This window comes from Blastopirellula retiformator (genome assembly GCF_007859755.1).
In the GTDB taxonomy this organism is placed as follows: domain Bacteria; phylum Planctomycetota; class Planctomycetia; order Pirellulales; family Pirellulaceae; genus Blastopirellula; species Blastopirellula retiformator.
Map to the genome: position 1 here is coordinate 92,974 of NZ_SJPF01000008.1, position 21,861 is coordinate 114,834.

Consider the following 21,861-nt stretch of genomic DNA (forward strand, 5'->3'; position numbering starts at 1 on the left):
GACGGCCTGTTTGTTGTTTTGGGACATAATTTCGGCACAATCAGACATTAGTTGCGGAAATGTTCCCAATTCGACTCGTTGAAATCGCTAGCCAATGCTTTCCTCGCGCGTTCTCCTTCGACTATCATAGGAGCAACGCAGCCCCCACCCCTAGAGGAGCGGGATGGTAGATTTCTACGATTCCGCCACTATCCCACCCCCTCTCGACGTTCTCGCCGACGCGCGACACGTCCCATGTTTCCCACAATGCCGGAGCAGTGTACTTCATGAAGATTGCGTCGAAACTGTTTGCCCTGACCCTGTTCGCCGCCGCAATTACGCTGGCCGGCGTCGCGCGAGCTGATCAAAAGCTCGAACTGAAAAAAGGGGACAAGATCGTCTACATCGGCAACACGCTGGCCGAGCGGATGCAGTACTTCCCCCACTTTGAAACCTTGCTGCAGGCCCGCTTTCCCGATTTGGAACTGGAAGTGCGCGACCTTGGCTGGTCGGCGGATGAAATCGACCTTCGCCCGCGGAGTAAAGACTTTCAGGATCATGGCCACAACCTGGAAGATCACAAGCCGGACGTGATCCTGGCTTTCTTCGGCTTCAACGAATCGTTCGCGGGTCCCGGCGGATTGAAGCAGTTCGAAAAAGATTTTGACAAGTTCGTCAAAGAAACCTCGGCCACCAAGTACAACGGCGAGTCGGCCCCTCAACTGGTAATCGTTTCGCCGATCCCCAACGAAGATCTGCATCGCCGCACGTTGCCCAACGGCGAAGCGAACAACAAGAACATCGAACTGTACGCCGCCGCGATGAAGAAGATCGCCGAAGCGAACGAAGTGATGTTTGTCGATGTTTACGCACCGATGAAAGAAAAGATGGCGGGCGACAGCGACCTGACCATTAACACGATTCACCTGAATGACGACGGCTACAAGGCGTTTGGCGAAGTGCTGGACGCCGGCCTGTTTGGCGCCGCGCCCGACTACAAGTGCGACCTCGAGAAGCTGTACTCGGAAGTCTACGAAAAGGACTTGCAGTTCTTCTACGACTATCGGGCGGTCAACGGCTTCTATATTTATGGCGGTCGCAAGAATCCGTTCGGCGTCGTCAACTTCCCGGCCGAATTCGAGAAGCTCCGCAAGATGACGTCCAAGCGGGACGAACGCATTTGGGCGGTCGCGGCCGGCAAAGAAGTTCCGGCCCAGGTCGATGACTCGGAAACGGGCGAGTTCGCCAAGATCGAATCGAACGTCGATCGTCCGATCTCGTTCGACTCGCCCGCTGAAGCGATGAAGTCGTTCAAGCTGCCGGAAGGCTACAAAATCAACCTGTTCGCCTCGGAAGAGGATTTCCCGGAATTGCGTAACCCGGTTCAGTTCGCCTTTGACGCGAAGGGGCGACTGTGGGTGGCGACGATGGAAACCTACCCGATGTACCTGCCGGGAACGCCTGTTTCCGACAAGGTGCTGATCTTCGAAGACACCGATGGCGACGGCAAAGCGGACAAGAAGATCGTGTTCGCCGACGGTTTGCATCTGCCGACCGGTATCGAACTGGGCGATGGCGGCTGCTACGTGGCGGCCCAGCCGAACCTGATCTTCCTGAAAGACACCGACGGCGATGACAAGGCGGACGAAAGGACCTACATCCTGCACGGTTTTGACTCGGCCGACTCGCACCACTCGCTCAGCGCCTTCACGTGGGGCCCAGGCGGTGCGCTCTACTTCCAGGAAGGAACCTTCCACCACACGCAAGTCGAAACGCCGTACGGTCCCGAGCGGGTCAAGAACGCCGCCGTCTTCCGCTTTGAACCGCTGACCGACAAGTTCGACGTCTTCGTTTCTTACTCGTTCGCTAATCCTTGGGGACACACGTTCGACGATTGGGGACAAGACTTCGTCGCCGACGCTTCGGGCGGGGCCAACTACTTCGGCACCGCTTTTAGCGGCGACGTCGACTATCCCAACAAGCACCCGGGCATGAAGCAGTTTTTGAAGAAGCAGTGGCGTCCGACTTCGGGCTGCGAGTTCGTTTCGAGCCGCAACTTCCCCGAATCGGCCCAAGGCAACTACCTGCTGAACAACTGCATCGGCTTCCAAGGCGTGTTGCAGTACAAGATGAAAGAAGATGGCTCGGGCTTCGCCGCTGACCCGGTTGAACCGCTGCTGCAGTCGTCGGACCTCAACTTCCGCCCGGTCGATCTGCAGTTTGGTCCGGACGGCGCTTTGTACATCGTCGACTGGTACAACCCGCTGGTTGGTCACATGCAACACTCGGTTCGCGATCCGAAGCGTGACAACACGCATGGCCGCATCTGGCGAATCACCTACGAAGGAAACGACCTGGTCGAACCGGCCAAGATCGCCGACGCTTCGATTCCGGAATTGCTGGAAGAGCTGAAGACCTACGAGTACCGTACGCGTTATCGCGTTCGTCGTGAACTTCGCGAGCGTGACGCGGAACAGGTCAACGCTGAGTTGGCCAAGTGGATCGCCGGTCTCGACGCCAATGACAAGTTGTACGAACACAACCTGTTGGAAGCCCTCTGGGTGAAGCAGAACCTCGACATCGTCGATCAGGACCTGCTGCAGAAAATGCTGCGGGCGTCCGATCCGCGGGCCCGCGCTGCGGCGACTCGCGTTCTGTGCTACTGGCGCGATCAAGTTGAAGAGCCGCTGGCGCTGTTGCAAGGGCAAGTGAATGACGAGAATCCTCGCGTTCGCCTGGAAGCGGTGCGGGCTCTCAGCTTCTTCAGTTCGCAGGAAGCGCTCGACATCGCGCTAGAATCGCTCGCCTACGACCAGGACTATTACCTGGAATACACGTTGGGCGAAACGATCAAGACGCTGGAAGGCCGCGTCGGCGCTGCGAACTAGTTCGCCCGCTTGATTCCGGATGCAGCTTTAAATCGATGCAGAGTCACCCGGACTACGGTTCGGGTGACTCTTTTCTCTGACGCAACGAAAATCCTCAAAGGTTGGACAGATGAGTTTCCGTTTCGCTCGGTTGTTTATGATGGCCAGCGTCGCCTGTTTGTTGATCGTTTCCTCGGCCGCCGCTCAAGGAAGCGTCGACGCCATGGTCAAGATGATCAACAGCGGCCGCATCACCGAGCAGCGTATGCCGCAGGTGGTCGATATGATCTGCAAGCGGGCCAACGACGAAAACCTGGCGTTCGTCTTTCAGATGGCGACCAAGCCGGACGGTTTTCCGGCCTCGGTTCGTCCCGAAGCGCTGAAGGCGCTCCATGAAGCGGCCGTTAGCCGCAATGCCGTACCGGCCGGGGATCTGTCGGCGATCGGCGAACTGCTAAAAAGCGACGATCGCCAGACGCAAACGATGGCGGTCGAACTGGCCGGTTTGTGGAAGGTGGAAGGCTCACTCGACGCCCTCTCGACGCTGGCGACCGAAGAGAAGACGGGCGCGAAGCTAAAAAAGGCGGCCGTCGCCAGTTTGGCCAAAATTGGCGGTCCCCAAGCGGTCGCCACGCTCGAAAAGCTAACTGGCCCGAATCAACCGCTGGCTGTTCGCTATCTGGGCGTATCGGCGCTGGTTGACGTTGATGTCGATCAAGCGGCGAAGATCGCCGGACAAATCTTGGCCGGCGCCGACACTTCGACGGATCCGGCGGTCATGATCGACGCCTTTCTCGCCCAGCAATCGGGGCCGACGAAGTTAGGCGCCGTCCTCGCCGAAACCGAGTTGACGCCGGACGTTGCCAAAATGTGCTTGCGACAGATGTTCGCGGTGGGGCGGAGCGATCCAGAATTGGTCTCGGTCTTGTCGAAGGCGGCCGGCATCGAAGATGACGCTCCTGAGATGACGGCCGACGAAATCAAAGCTCTAGCGGCCGAATTGCTCGAAAAAGGGGACGCCCATCGGGGCGAGTTGCTCTTTCGTCGAGCCGACTTGAACTGCTTCAAATGTCATGCGCTAAGCGGCGCCGGTGGACAGATCGGGCCCGACCTAAGTGCGGTCGGCGGCAGTAGCCCAGCCGACTACGTGGTCACCTCGATTCTGTATCCCGAACAAGCGGTCAAAGAAGCCTACACGACGCGCACTATTCTGACGTTTGATGGTAAGGTCTATACCGGCATTGTCGCCGAAGAGGATGACGACCGCGTCATCATGCGGCAGGCCAGTGGCGAGTTGGCGACCATTCCGGTCGACGATATCGACGCCGAAAAAGAAGGGGGCTCGCTGATGCCGAAAGGTTTAGCGAAGTTCCTGACCCATGACGAGTTTCTCGATCTGTCGCGGTTCATCGCCGAATTGGGCAAGCCGGGCGAGTACGCCATTCGGACCCAGCCGACGATCCAGCGTTGGCGGCTGCTGAAAGAAACTCCGCCCAACCTGGCCGAAGAAGTCCCGACGATCGGTCAGTTGGAAGAAGAAATCATTCAGGCCCCCGAAGATGCTTGGACGCCTGCCTATGCGATGACGGCGGGCGACTTGCCGTTGGCCGACTTGGCCTCGGACGAGCGACCGGTCTACTACCTGATGGCCGAAGTCGACGTGGTCGTCGGCGGCGCGGTGCAGGTGGTTTTGAACGAAACGGCGGGAGTTCGCGTTTGGATCGGTGATGACGCCTTGCCGGAAGGAGCGCCTGAGGCGGTAGAATTGGAGCCTGGCAAACACGCCATCTATTTGCGAATCGATCCGGCGAAGTTCTCGGCCGATTTGCTGCGGGCCAAGGTCGAACGTCCGGCCGACTCGCACGCTGAATATACGGTGGTTGGCGGGGCCTAAGCTAGAAAGCGCACAGCGAATGGATGCGGTCGTACTTTCGTGTGAGCATGGCGGCAACCACGTGCCGCCAAAGTATCGCGATTCGTTTCGCGACGCCGAGCAAGTCTTGGCGTCGCATCGCGGTTGGGATCCCGGTTCGCTCGAGGTCGCCCAGGCGTTTCAGCGATCCACTGGCGCTCCGCTCGTCTCTTCGACCGTGACGCGGTTGCTGGTCGAGCTGAATCGCTCGGAGGGGCACGCGAATCATTTTTCGCAATACACGCGTGATCTGCCGGCCGAGACGAAACGCACGATCAACGACCAGTACTATTCCCCGCATCGGGCGGCTGTGCAGGAGGCTGTCGAGAGAGTTCGAGCGAGCGGCAAGCGGGTAATCCACCTTGCGCTGCATTCCTTTACGCCGGAACTGGACGGCGAAATCCGTACGGCCGAAATCGGATTGCTCTACGATCCTGGTCGCCCGGGGGAAAAGAAGTTTTGCGCTGCCTGGCGAACTCGCCTGATCGCGCTGCACGCAAACATGCGGGTTCGGCTGAACTATCCCTACCTGGGCAAGGCGGATGGCCTGACGACGTCACTGCGCAAGAAATACTCCGACGCCCAATACGTTGGAATCGAGCTAGAGGTCAATCAACGATTGGTGACGCAGGATGACGCGTGGCAGGCGTTGATCGCCGACTTGGCGCAGACGTTTCTAACGGGGGTTCGTCCCGCCGTGGGCTAGCTCAAGCGAGATCGACGTCTCGAGTTCTTTCAGCAGATTGCTGACGCTTTCGGCCAGTTCGGCGTCGCCGCGATCCTCCAGCAATTCGCAGGCCGCTTCGGTGCTTTCCGACTCTTGCTGGCGATTGAACCAGCGTAACAACGTACCGCGACTGATAACCCCGGTCGGTCGACCGTCATTCACAACAATGATCCGACGAATCGAGGCTCGCATCAGGAAGTTATAGATCGTTTCGGCCGATTCTTCCTCGGGGAAGAAGACGACGTCCGGACACATGGTCGAGCGAATCGGTTGATCCCAGCGCGACACGTCAGTCATGTGGCTCATCAGGTCCTTTTCCGACAGCACGCCGCAGAGCAGGCCATTGCGATTGACGACCGGCGCCGAGTTAATCCGATAGCGAAGCAGGAAACGGAGGGCGCTGCGGGCGGTATCGTCTTCTTGCAGCGTGACGATTGGCGAGGTCATCACGTCGTGAGCCGTCACCTTGCGCAACGGGGCGGCCCAGTCGGGCGGAGTCAAAGGAAGATCGGCGGACTGCGCCGTGTCGGAACGACGAACGACGCGGTTGCGGCCAAGTTGCTTGGCGACGACCAGCGCTTCTTCGGACAGCTGAATTAGTTGGTCTAAATTGGAGGTGTCGGCCAGCGTCTGAGCGACGCCAAAACTGGCGGTTATCGCCAACTTCTCGCCATTGACGACGATGCCATTTCCGCCAATTACCTTGCACAGCCGTTCCGCAAAATGGGAGGCCTGCGATTCGTTCGACTCGACCATCGCGACCAGGAATCGATCGCCCGTGAGTCGGCAAACATAATCGGTCAAACGCGTGTGACCTTGCACCAGCTCGGCGACCCGCTGAATCACTTTGTCGCCGACATCGGCGCCATGAATGTTGTTGATCAACTCGAAACCGTCGACATCGAGCACGATGAGCGACAGCGGCAGATGATATCGAACCGCCCGAAACCACTCCCGCTCGAGCTGTTCGTCAAGTTGCCGGCGCGTCGGCAGCCCGGTTAGAGGGTCATTACGCGTGAGTCCAGCTGGTCGATCCTCCAAGGCGACGACCCGTGACGCGGCGTGCAATCGAGCCAGCAGTTCATGCCGATCGAGCGGCTTCTGCATGAAGTCGTCCGCCCCTGCGTGAAACGCTTTTAGCTTCGTCTCGGGACGGGTATCGGAGGTAATGACGATAGTGTAGGTATAGTGAGTCAGACGTGCGTCGCGCGTCCAGCGGCAGACCGTGCCGCCGTCGATCGTCGGCAAGTTCCAAGCGGTGATGACATACTGGGGCTGGGAAGTTTGAATGAATTTCAAGGCGGATGCGGCGTCGTTGCAGGTCGTCACTTCGTAGCCAGCCTCGACGAGCCAGAACTCAATCAATCGCCGCATGCTTGCATCGTCTTCGATTACGAGCACTTTGGGATTGGTTGAGATGGAAGCGGCCGCGTATTCTTTCGGTTGTCGAGAGCGAGGCGTCCCTTGTTGGCATCCCGCAGCCGCCGAATCTTCGCTGAACTGATTCAATGCGATTTCTCGCATTTTGCCGAAGCATTTGGCGAAGGCGCGAATGACGACGGGATCGAAATGCATTTCGATCTCGGCCAGTATCATGTCGTGCGCATCTTCCGGCGAGATCGCCTCTTTGTAAACCCGTTTCGAGGTCAGGGCGTCAAAGACGTCTGCCACTGCGACGATGCGAGCGGGGAGCGGAATCTCACGCTTTTTCAGTCCGACTGGATAGCCGGTTCCGTCCCAGCGTTCGTGGTGATGGCGCGCAATCTGCATCGCCATCCGAAAGAAATCTCCCTTGGGGCTGCTGCGAGCGACCTCTTCCAGCGTGCGGGCGCCGATCTCGGCATGCCCTTTCATGATTTCGTATTCTTCGTCGGTCAGTTTGCCTGGCTTCAGCAAGATGGCGTCGCTGATCCCGACTTTACCAATGTCGTGCAGCGGACTGGAGCGAAAGAGATCGGCCAGGAAGGCGTCGTCAATTTCGTCCCGATATTCGCTGTCGCGCTGAAGCTGTTCGGCCAGGATTTGCGAGTAGGCCCGCATCCGGACCAGATGCTCGCCGGTTTCTGTATCACGAGAGTCGGCCAGTTTCGCCAGCGCAAAAACGGCGATATCCTGGGTCGCCTCGATCGCATGGGTGCGCGAGTCGACAATCCGTTCTAGCTCTTGCGTGTATTGCTGGAGCTTGTTTTCGGCATCTTCGGCCCGTTGAATCGCGTCGAGCAATTGCAGGTGAACGCGAATCTTCGCCAGCAGTTCGTGACGGTTGATCCGCTTCGAGATAAAGTCGACCGCGCCGCAGTTGAATACTGCCAGACGTTTGGCGGGATTGTCGGTGCCGCTAAAAAAAAGAATACGCGTCTGCTGGCAGCTCTCGCGACGACGAAGTTCCTCGCAAAGGTGACCGCCATCACCGTCTGGCAACTGCAGGTCGAGCAGAATCAGGTGGGGTCGGAACTGATCGACGATTTCCCGGCATTCGCGCACGTTGGATGCCGATGCGACCTCATAGGTCGATTCCAGCAACTCACGCATTTCGAACTGCGTAAGCGGGGAATCATCGACAACTAGGATGCGATGTTGCATAGAAAAACCAATCCTGCCCCTATGGATTTGCGCGCGGTTCGCGATCGCCGTCCGCTCGAATATTGGCTCAAGCGGTAAGAAAACGATAGGTCGCAACCCGGCTACGGTCTTCCGAAGCCGGCACCATGGGGACAAGAAATTGAGCGTGCTGGGGGCGAGGATCGTTGCAAGCGTTACGATCCGACCGCGATCACCCGATGAAAATGCAATTGCACCTCGCCATCGACGACGCGGCGAACCCCTTCCGCCAGACAGCGGGGTTCGTTGTCTTCCTGGCCGAGTCGGATGATATCATCCAGTTTCATGCCCGGCGGGGTCGTGAAGGTTGTCTGGTTGATAATTTGATTGCCGGCATCGAGCTCTGGCACGATAAAATGGCATGTCGCCCCATAGGTCAACATCCGGGCCGAGAACGCATCGTGATAGGGTCGTATTCCCGGAAAGCTGGGGAGCAGGCCGTGATGCAGATTGATGATGCGTCCCCCGGCATATTTCCAGCAACTGCTGGCCGGCAAGACCCGCATGTAGCGGGCCAGGATCACATAGTCGACCTCGAACTCGTCGAGAACGTCGATCATCTTGTCGTCATCGGCGCGCCCTTGGTCGTCGCCGATGTTTCGCCACTCGACTCCAAACTGCTCGGCCAATCCACGACATGCATCGCGGTTGCCGATCATCACGGCCGGTTCCGCTTTGATCTGGCCGTCGCGCATGGCGCGCAACAGGGCGAGCGCCGGTTCGGGACGATAGGTGGTGCAGATCGCCAGACGCGGGCAGTTTTGTCGAGCCTCCGGTGCCCAGACGCGGATCGAGAGATTGGTTTGCTGGCCGATTCTGGTAATGGCGGCTTGCAACTCGTCGAGCCGGGCGTTTTCCAGTTCGATCCGCAACAGCATGGCGAAGACCGCTTCTTCGTCATGGTCGTACATCTGGATTTCGGCGATGTTGGCGCCCAGGCTGGTGACGTAGTGGATGATCGGATCGGCCAGGCCGACGTTGTCGGGACCGACAGCGGTAATAACGATGCGCATTGCAGGATTGTGGGGGGCCAAGGGAGCGATTGGGGAGCCGCCGGCTCGGGGCGTCCGTTCGGCCGACTCCCTAATATGCCACAAATTCGACGACTTGCCGCTGGGAAGGGTGGGAGACTGGTCGTAATCTGCCGGTTTTGCTAGATTTATCCACACGCGAGCCGCGTAAATTCGCTATTTTTTCAGCTCCCCGTCGGGGGAAAGGAACAGGGAAAACGATGTCCCTCGCCAACCGCACAAAACCGTATCGAGAAGATCTGAAACCAGGCGAAGTTCTCTGCGAACATTGCACCGCCAAGTGCTGTCGTTACTTTGCCCTGCCGATCGAAACGCCGGAAGAAATGGCGGACTTTGAGTTCATTCGCTGGTACCTGCTGCACGATCGGGCTTCGGTCTTCGTCGATGACGATTCGTGGTACTTGCTGGTTCACACCACCTGCAAGCATCTCCGCGACGATCATCTGTGCGGGATCTATGAAACCCGGCCGCAGATTTGCCGCGACTACACCACCGACGCGTGCGAGTATGAAGACGATTGGGTCTACGACATGTACTTTGAGACTCCCGAGCAAATCTGGGAGTACGCCGAAGCGGTCGCTCCGCGCGGCGCCGGGCAAAGCATTCGTAGTCGCAAGCCGCCGCTGTTGCCGGTCCTCAACTAACGCATCGCCGCGGTTCAATTCCATCAACGCAGCACGGGCGGAACCACCGCCCGTCTTTTCGTTCCTAGAAAACCGATGTCTGAAAAAACAAAGCTGATTCAGCCGCGCACGCTGAAAGGTTTCCGCGACTATCTGCCCGCAGCGATGATGCCGCGCGAGCGTCTGATCGACGCTGCCAAGCGGGTCTATCGCTCTTATGGCTTTGCGCCGATCGATACGCCGGCCCTTGAATACGCCGAGGTGCTTACCGGGAAGGGAAGCGACGAGACCGATCGGCAGATGTACCGGTTCTTCGATCATGGCAATCGCGACGTCGGTCTCCGTTTTGACTTGACGGTTCCGCTGGCTCGCTTCGCCGCGCAGCATGTCGGCACGCTGGGGACTCCGTTCAAACGCTATCACATCGCAACGGTCTGGCGTGGCGAAAACGCTCAACGCGGTCGCTATCGCGAATTCATGCAGTGCGACTTTGATACGATCGGCGCCAAGTCGTTGGTCTCCGATATCGAAACGGCGCTGGTTATTCATGACCTGATGCGTGCGATCGGCTTTGAAGGCTTTCAGATTCGGCTCAACAATCGCAAGGTCTTGAGCGGCGTGCTTGAGAAACTCGATCTGGCTGACAAGTCGACCGAAGTGCTGCGAGCGCTCGACAAGCTGGCGAAGATCGGCCGCGAGAAAGTCGCGGAAGAAATGATTGCCGCCGCGGGAGCAACTGCCGAGCAAGCCGAACAGGTGTTAAAGCTGGCCGAGGTTTCCGGTTCCAATGCCGAGATCCTGAAGCAGCTTGAGCCGCTGGTCGCGGGGTCGGAAAAAGGCGAGGAAGGCCTGTCGCAACTGCGCGACTTGCTCGACGCGACGGGTGCTGCCGGCGTGACCGACGCCCGGCTGGCAATCGACGTCTCGATTGCCCGCGGTTTGGACTACTACACCGGTACGATTTTCGAGACCTTCCTGGACGACTTGCCGGGGATCGGCAGCGTCTGTTCGGGCGGGCGGTATGACAATCTGGCCAGCCTCTACACCAAAGAACAACTCCCTGGCGTAGGAGCGTCGCTCGGATTGGATCGGCTGTTGGCCGCGATGGAAGAGCTTGGACCGGTCGAAACGGTCAGCACGCCGGCGCCGGTCTTCATTCCCTATTTCGACGCCAAGAGCCTGAACACCTATCTGAAATTGGCTGCCCAACTGCGGGCTGCCGGGTTGGGTGTGGAGCTGTATCCCGAGCCCAAGAAGCTTGGCCAGCAACTGAAATACGCCGATCGCCGCGGATTTAAGGTGGCGGTTATCGCGGGTGATCGCGAATTGGCGGAAGGGAAATGCCAAGTTAAGAACCTGATGGCCGGCGAAGCGACCGACGAATCGCTCGCCGACGGCGCGGCAGCCGTAATCACCCGAATTGAGAAAATCCTTGCGTCATCGTAAATCACGGTGACAAACTGTTGTCACCCTCGGTTGGCAAACTGTGAGCGTACGCTCGCCGCCGAGGAGACAACCAACGATGACAATTCGGTCGAATCACTACGAAGCTGCTTTTGAAGCCTATCTCCGTCACCTGCAGGCCCCCTATGTGGCGGTCGATGAATCGCGTCGCTCGATCGCTGCCGATGGGACGATCAAAAACGTCGACTTTATCGTCTCTCCTTCGGGAAGCGAGATGTCGTGGTTGGTCGATGTGAAGGGCCGCCAGTTTCCATCAGGACGCAAGAATCGCTACTGGAAGAACTGGGCGACGATTGACGACCTGCAGTCGATGGCCCAGTGGGAACTGCTGTTCGGGCCGCAATTTCGGGGCCTGTTCGTCTTCGCCTACTGCGTCACGGGCGATATGGCGCCGCTGCCGCAGAACCTCTTGTTTCCCTTTCGGGGAGAAGTTTACGCCTTTGTCGGCGTGCGAATCGACTTGTACGCGGCGTGGGCTCGGCGAATTTCGCCCAAGTGGCGGACCATCGCCATGCCGACCACCGCGTTCCGTCAACTTGCCCAGCCGCTGAAGCTGTTTCTCGAAACTCAGGCGGTGTCCGGCGGCGATTTCGATCGTCGCCGGGCGACCGAGATGGCGCCCATGTTTTAACGCCATTGAGTAAAGGTAGCCGGCTAGAGCGTTTTTCTGATAGCAGTAGCGTTTCTGGCGTTGGTGAGGCAAGCTGGTCAAGGCGACCGAAGCAGGCGAATCCTCAAGATTCGTCGATGCAGGTCAACGCCGACCAGCGCGGCAGCAACCAGCCACAACGATACAGATGGAGGAAAACCGCTCTAGTCGCTGGAAAGGCCGTATTCGTCCGCCTTCTTCTTGACCGTTGTGCGATGCATCCCCAGCGTCTTGGCGGCGGCGACGAATTGCCCTTGGTGCTTTTCGAGAGCGGCGCGGATCAGCGGCGGTTCTACCAGGGCCAAGAAGCGAGCATGCAAATCGTCAATCGCTTCCCCATTTTCCAGTTGTTGCTGAGCCCAGGCGCGAATCAATTCGCCCAGATCAACATGCCCAGTCGTGTTGAGCGGGGGCGCCGCGGCCGGCAGATGTTCGACTCGAATCGCGTCTCCCATGCTGACGATTTGCGCATGTTCTAGCGCGTTCCGCAGTTCACGGACGTTACCATACCACGGGCGACGTTTGAGCTCCTCGAGCGCCGCAGACGTGATCGCCGCGCCATTGCCCCCTAGTTGCGATAGGAAGTATCTCGCCAGCTCGGGTATGTCGTCGACCCGCTGGCGGAGCGGCGGAAGTTGCAGGCGAAACGCGCTGAGCCGGAAATAGAGATCGTGGCGGAATTCGCCTGCCTCGACTTGCCCTAGCAAGTTGCGATGCGTCGCCGACACAACGCGAAAGCGAGTCGCTACCGGTTGTCCGCCGCCGACCGGAGTTACCTCGCCATGTTCCAAGGCCCGCAGCAGTTTGACCTGGGCGGCGGCTGGAATGTCGGCGACTTCATCCAGAAACAGCGTGCCGCCGTTGGCCTGTTGCAAATAGCCGGGCTTGGCGTCGTGCGCGTCGGTGAAGGCGCCGCGTGTATGGCCGAAAAGTTCGCTTTCGACCAGGGACGGACTGAGCGAGGCCAGGTTCACGGCGACAAAGGGGCCGCTCGAGCGAGCGCTATGTTGATGGATGGCCCGGGCCGCCAGTTCCTTGCCGGAACCACTTTCCCCTTCGATCAACACGCAGGCGTCGGCCGCGGCCGCTTGGGCGATTTTTTTGAACACAACCTGAATCGATGGCGACTTGCCAACCATGCCGTCGGGCGAGATCGGAGCTTCGCCTAGGGGCACTCCTAGCGACGATTCGCGTGGCGCCAGCGCTCGCTCAATCGCGCCAGTAATCGTCGCGGCGTCAAACGGTTTGACGATGTATTCAAAGGCGCCGCTCTTGACCGCGGCGACGGCGGTCTCCAGGTCGCCAAAGGCGGTGATTAGAATGACCGGTGCGTTGCCGGACGCTTGACGGATGGCGTCGATCGCTTCGAGCCCGGACATCCCCGGCAGGCGGACATCGAGGATGATCGCGGCGGGGCGGTAGCTTTCCAGCTTTTGCAGCGCTTCTTCGGCCGAAGCGGCGACTTCGGTTGAGTGCCCCTTCGCTTCGGCTAACGAACTGACGGCCCAGCAGACGCTCGGCTCGTCGTCAACGATAAGAACTTCCGCCATCGGTTAGTCGTTTCTCTTGTCGGTCAGGTGAATTTCAAATCGCGTTTCGCCGTTCTCACGGCGATAGGTCGCTTCGCCATGATGTACGCGAGCGACTTCGCGAACAATCGTCAAACCAAGGCCGACCCCTTCTCGCTTGGAGGTGATCAGCGGATCAAAGGCGGATTCTTCCAGGTCGTGCGGCAATCCCGGCCCGTTGTCGACGACCGTCAAATGGATGCCGGTCGGCTGTCGCTTCAATTCTAAGCGGACTTCGCCAGGAAGGGACGCTTCGGTTCGCGGCTGGGCGGCGATCGCCTCGACGGCGTTGGTCAACAAATTGACGATGACGGTTTGCAGCAGCGTTGGTTCGCCATTCAGCGGATACTCGCCCTCGCCATCGAAATGGATGGCGACATGATGATGCTGAGCCAAAGGACGCACCAGCGGCAACGCCTCCAGGACCACATCACGCAAGTCGAGCGGCTGGAAATCGCGGCGTTCCTCTTTGCCAAAATTGACGATCGCCCGCAAGTGCGTCGTAATCAGCGCCAACTGCTGATTGGCGATCGCCATGCTCTCGTCGTCGGCTTGGGGACAATGGAGCGCATGGACGTCGAGGGCCAGCTTGCAGCCGGTCGCGGCGTTGCGAACCTGATGGGCAAATCCCGCGCCCAATTGTCCCAAGACGCGGGTTCGCTCCAGCGTCCGAATTTTTTCATCGTAAGCGGTCAGTTGTTCCGCAAGTTGATTGACGGCGTCGACCAGATCGCGAACTTCATCATTGGTGCTCCGTGGCGGGATCGGCGAAGCGTCGCCGGCAGCAATCCGATTGACCTGATTTCGCAGCTGCGCGATTGGCGCCGTCACGGTGCGGGCCAGGGCGAACGCGACCAATACCAGCACGAAGAAGCCGACGATCCCGATCCAAAAGGGTGGTCCAGCGGCGGCCGTCCAGGCTTTGCGGTATGAGTCGACCGGATAGAACATGTGCAATACCTGGCCCCTCAGAGAACGTCCCTGCAGCGCGACCGCCGCGTGAAAGTACTCTTGGTCGTCGATCGCCATCTCTTCGGTCAGCGACAGATGTTCAATCGAATCGGTCACCGCCAATGGGGCGAGTTGCTCCGACTGGAGGCCGGCAAGCGTAGACCGGATCAATTGGCCATCTTGAGTGACGGCGTACTGGGCGCCGGAGAGCCCCTTCATTTGCTCCAGAACGGCGTCGCTCAAGGGGAAGGTCGCGGATTGCAGCACCTGGGCCACGTCACGCAGTCGCGATTCGATCCGCGACTTGGCGCTACCGACCGAAATTTGCGCCGTAACCAAGGTCACCCCCACCATGATCGCCAGCAACACAGCGGCGAACGGAAGAAGCAATTGAATACGGAGCGGCCAGCGCATAGCAATAGGTACGCGAAAGTGGATGTGGAGAATCAATTCATGGTAATCGAAAGCGGCTGATCGATTTTGTGTCGGTTTTTTCGTCATCGATGTCGGCGGTTTCGACAGTCGTTCATTTTTCTAAGTTATTGGTAATAAAGGGAATAGATGCCGATCGCCCTAACGAATTTTAATCTAAGCTGAGCTTGAAAGGCACAGGCGACGGAGATCGCTTTCTCCGTGCCTAGGAACTTGGACAGAAGAGGCGAAGGATGAATTGCGCGGAAAAGAGAGGCGGCTTTACGCTGGTTGAATTGTTAGTGGTGATCGCCATTATCGGCGTGTTGATCGCCCTGTTGTTACCGGCGGTTCAGCAAGCCCGCGAGGCGGCTCGCCGCATGCAGTGCAGCAACAATCTGAAACAGCTGGGACTGGCGATTCACAACTACGAGAGCACCTTCAAACGGTTTCCGGCCAGCATTATCATCCCCGCTTCTGGGACGTTCGGCGGCTCGAACAACGGCTCGTGGGGCGTGCATGGCCGCATCTTGGACTATCTGGAACAAGCGAATCTGAAGGACCTGGTCGATCTGAACGTCGCTTGGGACAACCAGGCCGCTATCAGCAATATCAAAGTGCCGGTCTTCTCCTGCCCTAGTGATCCTGGTTCGGACCGCTCGCGCGATCCCGGCAGCGGGCGCCCGGTTCTGTACCCGACGACCTATGGCTTCAATATGGGAACCTGGTTCGTCTACGACCCGAGCACGAAGCGGGGAGGGGACGGCATGTTCTATCCGAACAGCCATCTCACCTTTGCATCGGCAACCGATGGCACTAGCAATACCTTGTTAGCGGCGGAGGTCAAAGCCTGGATGCCATATACCCGCAATACTCAGCCTTCGTCGACGGCCATTCCGGCCAACGTCGCCGACGCCGAAGCGGCGGTGGCGGCCGCCTCCGGGGAATTCAAGTCAGAAACGGGCCATACCGAATGGCCTGACGGGCGCGTTCATCACACCGGATTTACGGCGACGATGACCCCGAATACGCACGTCAATTTCAACGACGGGACCAAGGACTACGACGCCGACTACAACTCGAACCAGGAAGGGAAGACGACTGATCCGACCTATGCCGTGGTTACCTCACGCAGTTGGCATCCGGGCGTCGTTCAGGTGGTCCGCCTGGATGGTTCGGTATCAAGCGTCCCCGAGACGATCGACCTGGCGACTTGGCGGTACATGGCAACCCGCAGCGGAGGCGAGGTGATCCCCAGCAACTAGCGGCGTCGGAAACACGCATCATTTCTAAACGAGCCTGACGAAAATCAATCGCCAGGCTTTGTTTTTGCGCCGCCGTAGTTTTTGACCCTGACCCCTGGCAGCAATTACGATGGAAGTTGCGCGATCGTGAGCCGGGCGACGTTTTTTCCGGCGAGCTTCCACGTTCGAACCTCTTTCCGCGGGGCTCACCATGAGTATCAAGCTAGCCAAGCTTCGCTGCCCGCACTGCGGAAAATCGCTTGGGATCCCTCGCAAGTTAGCGGGCAAGACTTCTCCCTGTCCCCGCTGCGGCGAGTCGTTCACGATCGCCCAGGATCTTTCGCAACTTGTTTCGATTACCCCGCCCGGCGAAGAAGAGCCGATCGTCGCCGAGGCGGGCGAAGCGGATGAACCGCCGATGGCGCTGTCGGTGGAAAAATCGGAGTCGCGGTTTCCGTGGCTGATCTTGCTGATCGCCGGCGTGACGATTGCGACGCTGTTGGTGATCGGGGTCGTCGTTTGGATGGTTTCGCCGGCTTCCCCACCAACGACAGAGCCGCAGGTCCAGATTGAACCGACGGCAACGACGCCGGCCGAGGAGCCGGAGCCGATCGAGGAAATGGACGAAGAATCGACTTCGCCCAACGGGATGTACGATCGTCAGCCGCAGTCTGTTGAACCGAGTGCTAGTACGAAACCACGGCCGTAGTTGGAGTGGACGATGGACGAAGAACTTCAGGCGATTCAAGAGGCCATCGACGATTTGAAGGCCGGCGATGTGGGAGTTCCCGCAGAGGTAATACTTGCCGAAATTCGTCGCAAGTTTCTCGAGGATTCACCCAAACAAGACAAGACCGGCTGAAAGGCATTTCACCTCTCAGCCGGTTTCTTTTTTGCCAACGTCGTTAGAAAGTGCGGTCGCCGTTAGACGGCGATCTGCTCTTCCATCTCCTTCGCCAGACGCTTACGCGCGACGTGCAGACGACGCTTGATGGTACCGATCGGAGCATCAAACTCGTCGCTCATCTCACGCAGCGACTGACCTTCGACGTAGAACGCACGGAGCGTTTCGCGGTCGAGATCACGCAGTTGGGCCAGGCCCTCGTGCAGGTTCTCGGCCCGCTCGCCGTCCATCAGCATATCGAGCGGAGTCCGGCGATCAACGCAAGTCGCCGCCAAAGTTTCCGGCTCGGTCGCGATGTCAGGAGGACGTCGCACGGCGCGGTTGATCGCCATGCGGACGGTGATCGAGCGGAGCCAACCGGGGAACGCCGCCGGTTCACGCAGCTGGTCCATCTTCTGCATCGCCTGGATGAAGACGTCCTGGCACAGTTCCTGCGCCTCGGCGTAGTCACGCAGTCGCTTCAGGGCGATCGCGAAGACGACTCCCTGGAACTGCTCGACCAGTTGGCCGAAAGCCTCACGGTCGCCAGTCTGCGAAGCCGTAACCAGGGCGATCATCCGCTCTTTTTCATCAAGATGCGCGAAGTTAGTCATCGTAAGTCTCTCTCGTATGGTTCTATGTATTGGGACTGCTGAGGACGCAGAGGCGGCGGCAGGCGAAGGTGCGTGCAACCGCGATTCGGCCGAAGAGCAGGAGGCGTCAGCGAGAGCGCGAAAACAGACCAAAACTGGAGACTGTTAGCGCGAGCCGAGCGCGACTAGCTCAGGCGCCGTCGGGGCGAGCCTTGCAGACGAGAAGCGAGACGAATTGTCCGACGCGTGAGCGTCTTAGCTTCTGCCTATCCAGGCCGGCGATCCTTGCGATCGCACGAAACCCCAACTAAACGCCGGCTGTAGTTGGACCGGTTCTTGTAAACCTGGTAGCCAACTTTCGCCGCCGAGCCATGACGGTTTCAGACCGCCGCCCTGTTTGGAGGGCTTGGTCATATGTGTCATGGCATGACCATAGAGACGCATACACGTGGAGTAACCCTCGCGAGCGACATCAACGGCGACCACGGCGACGCGGGCGACTGCAGCGACAACAATGTTTTCGCGGATGTTGATAATGTCGTTACGCATTGTGAGTTCCTCCTACGCGGCTTGCGCAGTGAGAGAGTTAAGTAGTAGACGTTTCCCCAACCTACCTTGGCGGGGAACATTGAAATATATCGTGCCTCGGTGACCGCAGCAACTTTGTGAAATATTTACCGAAGTCTGCAACTCGATCGCAACATGCTATCGAGTGGGCACATCAGTAAGACGGTACTTCGTCGGATTGGTTCGCGGGCCACGCAGATATTTTCCCAATTTCGCCTGAGAAGTTGGTGTGGCGGCTCGCGGTTCGTTGTAAGTGGTTGTAGCTAAATAGGTTGCGGATAGAACTTTTTTGGCGAAAATCTGGTCGATGGCCTGGGAACCTCCGCCAAGATTTGAAAAAACGACGCACCTTCGCCCTCGTCCAAAGGAGGAAAGCGACGGTGCGTCGTCCCGGCCTGGCGAACCAGTTCACCGGCCGCGGAGGGGAGGTCGCCTAGTGATGCCACCGCCGCGAGTCGGTCTTGGGGTACATGTAAGACGGTTTGTGGTGGTCGACCGAGCGATAGGAGGTCGCCGGAACGACTTGGGCCGGTTCGTACGAGAATCGCTGCGTCACCGTCGCGTCTTCTTGGGCCGGCGCCACTTTGTCGGCGTTGGTTGCGGCGGGGGCTGTCGGTTCGTACGAGAAACTACGATTGCTTACGACCGCGGGAGTGGCTCGGAAATTGACTGCCGCTTGGTAGCTCGGGGCCGCATTGTGATGCCAGAAACCATGGCCGAAATCGCCACTGAGCTTCGACCCGGCGCCCCGTTGGGCAAACGCGGTGGTGGTTGATACGCCTGCGATCAGGGCGACCAGTAAGGCCATTAAGAACATCTTCTTCATCGCACTTCTCCTCAAACTTTCCATTGAATTGGGCTCGCGGATCGATTCGCTTGCGGTTGGCTGCGTCACATGGCGCGGTCAATCGATCCATTGCCAGATTCGATGCGGCGACCTCCTCCTTTCTTCACGGCGACCCTAAAAGTTTTTTCTGGAACGCCGTCTCACCCGTTTCGAGGGAGCTTCAACTCCGCTGCCCAGATCCGCGGCGCCCTTGCCTCGGGGCGCCGCAAGCTACCTGGACCGGGTTAGCTCTGACGCCAGGGCCCAAAAGTCATAACCAGCGACGGAGTCAACCTTTGCAAACAAGTGTGCGTGTAGCCGCATGCGGATTTTTGCCTTTAGGCATGCAATTTGTCTTTACAGATGCATCGCCCCTTTTTTGTGCGTTTGCGTCACGATTGGGGGCGAAAGATTTTTCCTAAGCCAAGGATTCTTCGGCGGATTTCGACGAATGCGGACGTGTTACTTTGGATTTCTGTTCCTGATGCTGGGGCTGGTCGCGGCGTCGACCATCAAAGCGGATGGATGGGATCGCCAATCCGATAACTTCCAAATTCGTACCTTTCGCGGTGGTCCCAGCGCCGTGAAGTTGCTGGCGCGTTGCGAACAGCTGCGGTCCGATCTGCAGCAAGTTTGGTTAGGGGGCGATGATCGTCACGATTGGAGCCCGCGGTGTCAGGTCATCGTACATGCGTCTAAAGCGAGCTATCAGACTGCAATAGGTCGTGGGGGCGCACAAACTTCGGGGAGTAGTTTGGTTCAGTCGGTCGAGGGGGAGATCGTCCTGCGCCGGATCGACTTGCTCTACAGCGAAGAGCGGGGGGCATCGGCATTGCCGCATGAACTGACGCACGTCGTTCTCGCCGACCGTTTTGACAACGGACGTCCTCCGCGATGGCTCGACGAGGGAATCGCGACCATGGCTGATCCGACTGAGAAGCGAACGCTGCATCAACGTGATTGTCATGCGGCGCTCCGCAGCGGCGACGCCCTGCCGGTCGTACAATTGCTCCACCTCGACGAATTCGCTTCGGCAAAACAAGTACCAGCTTTCTACGGGCAAAGCTTGTCGCTGGTCCACTTCCTGGGTAGTCAGGACGAGCCGATCCGGTTGGTCGAATTCGCCGAGACGGCAGGCCACAAGGGGTATGACCGCGCTCTTCGCGAAATCTATCAGATCGACGGCGTCGCAGAGCTTGAGCGGCGTTGGCGAACATATGCCTTACGTCACGGCACGCAAGCTCCGCAGGCGCTTGTGTCACTGGTCCGCTAGTGCGTCCCCTTGCTCATCGAACCAGCCGGCTAACTGGCCGATCTCGTCGGCGTCATGGGCGCCAACCACGGTGATGTGTCGATCTCCCTGACGCCACGTGCCCGCGACCCGCTTATCGAGATCAACTACCTTCACCTTGGTATCGCCATGCACCGCTTCGGTCGCTGGGCGATCGCCAAACCAAGCAGGCCGTTCGTCGGTATGTTCAAACAGCGCCAGCGCGCTGCCGTCAGGCCGTAGGTATTGGCAATGGACGGCGTCTCCTTGGGGCAGCTTGATCACGCTGCACGAGTGATGGGCGTAGCCTTCCGGCAGGCCGCCAGTGATGGCGGGGTGATAGCCAACCAGATGGACGGCGCTGTCGGCGTCGACCGGCTGCCCGTCGTAGCTCGCCAGTAAAAGTTGCTGCGCGGCAATTGGGTCTTGATGCAGCGTATCGAAGTACTGGTCAAAGACGGCGCCGATCGCCAGGTTGCCTAGCGTGGTGAGATTCGCCTGGTAGCTGACCCAGCCGATGGCGAACACAACGCTGGCGGCAAGCGCCATTACCAGCGGAGCAAAAGGGCCGGTAGTCCAGCGATAAGGCTGCGCCGCCGCCAAACTCTCAGCCGAGACGCCATTCGCGTCGACCAGGTGCGATTCTAGTTGGTCCCACATTCCGGCAGGCGGCGAAGGATGATCGAGCGTCGCCGTCAAACGTGAAAGAGCGTCAAACGAGGCCAGCTCTTGTGCGCAGGCGTCGCAGTCGGCTAGATGGTCGGCCATCGCCAGCTGCTCCTCTTCGGGCATTTCGCCGTCGAAGAAGTCCGACATTCGTTCTCTTGCTTCCGAGCAGTCCATGTCGCGTTTCTTCTTGTGTCGATCGCACCGATCCCCTCCATTTGCGGCGGAAGATCGTCGTTTACTTGTCAGAATAACCCAAATCTTGCAACTGTCGCTTCAATTCTCGCCGAGCGCGATTCAAGCGGGACCCTACCGTTCCTTCTGGAATATGGAGCGCCATGGCAATGTCGTGGTACGAAAAGTCCTCCAGCTCACGCAGCAGGAAGATCGATTTCAGCTCGGGGTCGATCTTCGCCAACGCACGTTCGAGCGCCTCTTTCTGTTCCGATTGTTCGCCGCCGCTGGCCGTCGCTTCCGGCTCCCAGTCGAGATCGCTGTGCTTGTGTCGACGATTGCGCCGCAAGTGCTGCAGCGCCTCGTTGACGGCTAGTCGGTGGAGCCATGTTTCGAAGCGGGACCGGCCGTCGAACTTGTCGAGCGAACGGAACGCTTGCAGGAAGACCTGCTGCGCGACGTCGGCGGCATCCTGCGGTCCGGCGATGCGGGCTGCCACGCGAAAGACATGCTCGCTGCAGGCTTCGTACAACTGACAACGCGCCGCCATGTTCCCTTGGCGGCAAGCCAAAATGATGGAGGCCAAAGGATCAACTCCCGGCGGAGTCGTCGATTCATTCACTATCTTCGATGCAGCGGGCTCGCAGTTTCTTCGCGAGAGATTGGGAGTTTTTGCCGTATTCATGCTAGGTGGGTCGCAGCGAGATCGGCACTCCCTACAGAACCGAACCCGTCATGGAAAAATCGGAGTGATAGGCGCTGCAACAACGCAGGTGAACGCGCCTTTCGTGCCCCAGCTACAGCCGCCTGCATGAGGTACGAAATCGTCTTGGCGCTAAATGCCTTATTGGAGGA

Annotated in this window: 19 protein-coding genes; 10 read left to right on the forward strand and 9 right to left on the reverse strand. The window is 58.9% G+C overall.

Features of this window, described 5'->3' with window-relative positions; all coding sequences use genetic code 11:
• The first annotated feature begins 266 nt into the window (after positions 1–266).
• The 3 genes from Enr8_RS24635 (at position 267) to Enr8_RS24645 (ending at position 5,464) form a co-directional block, all read left to right on the forward strand.
• Positions 267–2,867, forward strand: coding sequence for a PVC-type heme-binding CxxCH protein (locus Enr8_RS24635; RefSeq protein ID WP_146436938.1), 2,601 nt, complete (start codon positions 267–269; stop codon positions 2,865–2,867).
• Between the two features lie 109 nt (positions 2,868–2,976).
• Positions 2,977–4,740 (forward strand): HEAT repeat domain-containing protein, encoded by a 1,764-nt coding sequence (locus Enr8_RS24640; RefSeq protein ID WP_146436941.1) that lies wholly within the window; start codon positions 2,977–2,979, stop codon positions 4,738–4,740.
• 19 nt (positions 4,741–4,759) lie between these two features.
• A complete protein-coding gene (locus Enr8_RS24645; RefSeq protein ID WP_146436943.1) occupies positions 4,760–5,464 on the forward strand; it encodes an N-formylglutamate amidohydrolase in 705 nt (234 codons plus the stop codon).
• On the opposite strand, the gene Enr8_RS24650 is transcribed toward Enr8_RS24645, so the two are convergent.
• Positions 5,435–8,068, reverse strand: a complete 2,634-nt coding sequence (locus tag Enr8_RS24650) for a response regulator (RefSeq protein ID WP_146436946.1) — start codon at positions 8,066–8,068, stop codon at positions 5,435–5,437. The two genes, Enr8_RS24645 and Enr8_RS24650, sit on opposite strands and share 30 nt — an antisense overlap.
• A 173-nt stretch (positions 8,069–8,241) precedes the next feature.
• Positions 8,242–9,099 carry a formyltetrahydrofolate deformylase gene (locus Enr8_RS24655; protein WP_146436949.1) on the reverse strand — a complete coding sequence of 286 codons (858 nt, stop codon included), beginning with the start codon at positions 9,097–9,099 and terminating at the stop codon, positions 8,242–8,244.
• 218 nt (positions 9,100–9,317) lie between these two features.
• Between Enr8_RS24655 and Enr8_RS24660 the strand changes: the two genes are divergently transcribed.
• From Enr8_RS24660 to Enr8_RS24670, 3 genes are all read left to right on the forward strand, one after another.
• The gene (locus Enr8_RS24660) at positions 9,318–9,761 is read left to right on the forward strand and encodes a YkgJ family cysteine cluster protein (RefSeq protein WP_146436951.1); all 444 of its coding nucleotides are present in this window, start codon (positions 9,318–9,320) and stop codon (positions 9,759–9,761) included.
• A gap of 93 nt (positions 9,762–9,854) precedes the next feature.
• Positions 9,855–11,186: a histidine--tRNA ligase gene (hisS, locus tag Enr8_RS24665; protein ID WP_246120255.1), complete on the forward strand. Its 1,332-nt coding sequence runs from the start codon at positions 9,855–9,857 to the stop codon at positions 11,184–11,186.
• Between the two features lie 76 nt (positions 11,187–11,262).
• Positions 11,263–11,835, forward strand: a complete 573-nt coding sequence (locus Enr8_RS24670) for an HYExAFE family protein (protein WP_146436956.1) — start codon at positions 11,263–11,265, stop codon at positions 11,833–11,835.
• Between the two features lie 182 nt (positions 11,836–12,017).
• On the opposite strand, the gene Enr8_RS24675 is transcribed toward Enr8_RS24670, so the two are convergent.
• On the reverse strand, positions 12,018–13,403 hold the full coding sequence (locus Enr8_RS24675) for a sigma-54-dependent transcriptional regulator (RefSeq protein ID WP_146436959.1): 1,386 nt from the start codon (positions 13,401–13,403) through the stop codon (positions 12,018–12,020).
• A 3-nt stretch (positions 13,404–13,406) separates the two neighbouring features.
• Positions 13,407–14,786 (reverse strand): sensor histidine kinase, encoded by a 1,380-nt coding sequence (locus Enr8_RS24680; protein ID WP_186767873.1) that lies wholly within the window; start codon positions 14,784–14,786, stop codon positions 13,407–13,409.
• A 251-nt stretch (positions 14,787–15,037) separates the two neighbouring features.
• On the opposite strand from Enr8_RS24680, the gene Enr8_RS24685 reads away from it, so the two are divergent.
• From Enr8_RS24685 to Enr8_RS25655, 3 genes are all read left to right on the forward strand, one after another.
• The gene (locus tag Enr8_RS24685; protein ID WP_146436964.1) at positions 15,038–16,048 is read left to right on the forward strand and encodes a DUF1559 domain-containing protein; all 1,011 of its coding nucleotides are present in this window, start codon (positions 15,038–15,040) and stop codon (positions 16,046–16,048) included.
• 190 nt (positions 16,049–16,238) lie between these two features.
• Positions 16,239–16,736, forward strand: a complete 498-nt coding sequence (locus tag Enr8_RS24690; RefSeq protein WP_146436966.1) for a hypothetical protein — start codon at positions 16,239–16,241, stop codon at positions 16,734–16,736.
• A gap of 12 nt (positions 16,737–16,748) precedes the next feature.
• Positions 16,749–16,889 (forward strand): hypothetical protein, encoded by a 141-nt coding sequence (locus Enr8_RS25655; protein WP_186767874.1) that lies wholly within the window; start codon positions 16,749–16,751, stop codon positions 16,887–16,889.
• A gap of 62 nt (positions 16,890–16,951) precedes the next feature.
• Here Enr8_RS25655 and Enr8_RS24695 read toward each other — a convergent pair whose 3' ends face one another.
• The 3 genes from Enr8_RS24695 to Enr8_RS24705 form a co-directional block, all read right to left on the reverse strand.
• Entirely contained in the window at positions 16,952–17,524 is a 573-nt protein-coding gene (locus tag Enr8_RS24695; RefSeq protein WP_146436969.1) for an RNA polymerase sigma factor, read from the reverse strand.
• 234 nt (positions 17,525–17,758) lie between these two features.
• A complete protein-coding gene (locus tag Enr8_RS24700) occupies positions 17,759–18,052 on the reverse strand; it encodes a hypothetical protein (protein WP_146436971.1) in 294 nt (97 codons plus the stop codon).
• Between the two features lie 451 nt (positions 18,053–18,503).
• Positions 18,504–18,896 (reverse strand): hypothetical protein, encoded by a 393-nt coding sequence (locus tag Enr8_RS24705; RefSeq protein WP_146436973.1) that lies wholly within the window; start codon positions 18,894–18,896, stop codon positions 18,504–18,506.
• Positions 18,897–19,347: 451 nt separating this feature from the next.
• Between Enr8_RS24705 and Enr8_RS24710 the strand changes: the two genes are divergently transcribed.
• Complete coding sequence (locus Enr8_RS24710) at positions 19,348–20,169, forward strand: gluzincin family metallopeptidase (protein ID WP_146436976.1); 822 nt, start codon at positions 19,348–19,350, stop codon at positions 20,167–20,169.
• On the opposite strand, the gene Enr8_RS24715 is transcribed toward Enr8_RS24710, so the two are convergent.
• Together Enr8_RS24715 and Enr8_RS24720 are read right to left on the reverse strand one after the other, a co-directional pair.
• Positions 20,155–21,009, reverse strand: coding sequence for an anti-sigma factor family protein (locus tag Enr8_RS24715; protein ID WP_146436980.1), 855 nt, complete (start codon positions 21,007–21,009; stop codon positions 20,155–20,157). The genes Enr8_RS24710 and Enr8_RS24715 overlap by 15 nt on opposite strands.
• A gap of 61 nt (positions 21,010–21,070) precedes the next feature.
• Entirely contained in the window at positions 21,071–21,592 is a 522-nt protein-coding gene (locus Enr8_RS24720; protein WP_246120252.1) for an RNA polymerase sigma factor, read from the reverse strand.
• Positions 21,593–21,861: the final 269 nt, after the last annotated feature.

Bases quoted from the DNA above. Each gene is read 5' to 3' on its own strand.
- Enr8_RS24675 (WP_146436959.1), bottom strand. From the start codon at position 13,403: ATGGCGGAAGTTCTTATCGTTGACGACGAGCCGAGCGTCTGCTGGGCC.
- Enr8_RS24645 (WP_146436943.1), top strand. From the start codon at position 4,760: ATGGATGCGGTCGTACTTTCGTGTGAGCATGGCGGCAACCACGTGCCG.
- Enr8_RS24660 (WP_146436951.1), top strand. From the start codon at position 9,318: ATGTCCCTCGCCAACCGCACAAAACCGTATCGAGAAGATCTGAAACCA.
- Enr8_RS24670 (WP_146436956.1), top strand. From the start codon at position 11,263: ATGACAATTCGGTCGAATCACTACGAAGCTGCTTTTGAAGCCTATCTC.
- Enr8_RS24655 (WP_146436949.1), bottom strand. From the start codon at position 9,099: ATGCGCATCGTTATTACCGCTGTCGGTCCCGACAACGTCGGCCTGGCC.
- Enr8_RS24685 (WP_146436964.1), top strand. From the start codon at position 15,038: ATGAATTGCGCGGAAAAGAGAGGCGGCTTTACGCTGGTTGAATTGTTA.
- Enr8_RS24695 (WP_146436969.1), bottom strand. From the start codon at position 17,524: ATGACTAACTTCGCGCATCTTGATGAAAAAGAGCGGATGATCGCCCTG.
- Enr8_RS24680 (WP_186767873.1), bottom strand. From the start codon at position 14,786: ATGCGCTGGCCGCTCCGTATTCAATTGCTTCTTCCGTTCGCCGCTGTG.
- Enr8_RS24700 (WP_146436971.1), bottom strand. From the start codon at position 18,052: ATGCGTAACGACATTATCAACATCCGCGAAAACATTGTTGTCGCTGCA.
- Enr8_RS24650 (WP_146436946.1), bottom strand. From the start codon at position 8,068: ATGCAACATCGCATCCTAGTTGTCGATGATTCCCCGCTTACGCAGTTC.
- Enr8_RS25655 (WP_186767874.1), top strand. From the start codon at position 16,749: ATGGACGAAGAACTTCAGGCGATTCAAGAGGCCATCGACGATTTGAAG.
- Enr8_RS24635 (WP_146436938.1), top strand. From the start codon at position 267: ATGAAGATTGCGTCGAAACTGTTTGCCCTGACCCTGTTCGCCGCCGCA.
- Enr8_RS24715 (WP_146436980.1), bottom strand. From the start codon at position 21,009: ATGGACTGCTCGGAAGCAAGAGAACGAATGTCGGACTTCTTCGACGGC.
- Enr8_RS24640 (WP_146436941.1), top strand. From the start codon at position 2,977: ATGAGTTTCCGTTTCGCTCGGTTGTTTATGATGGCCAGCGTCGCCTGT.
- Enr8_RS24710 (WP_146436976.1), top strand. From the start codon at position 19,348: ATGCGGACGTGTTACTTTGGATTTCTGTTCCTGATGCTGGGGCTGGTC.
- Enr8_RS24705 (WP_146436973.1), bottom strand. From the start codon at position 18,896: ATGAAGAAGATGTTCTTAATGGCCTTACTGGTCGCCCTGATCGCAGGC.
- Enr8_RS24690 (WP_146436966.1), top strand. From the start codon at position 16,239: ATGAGTATCAAGCTAGCCAAGCTTCGCTGCCCGCACTGCGGAAAATCG.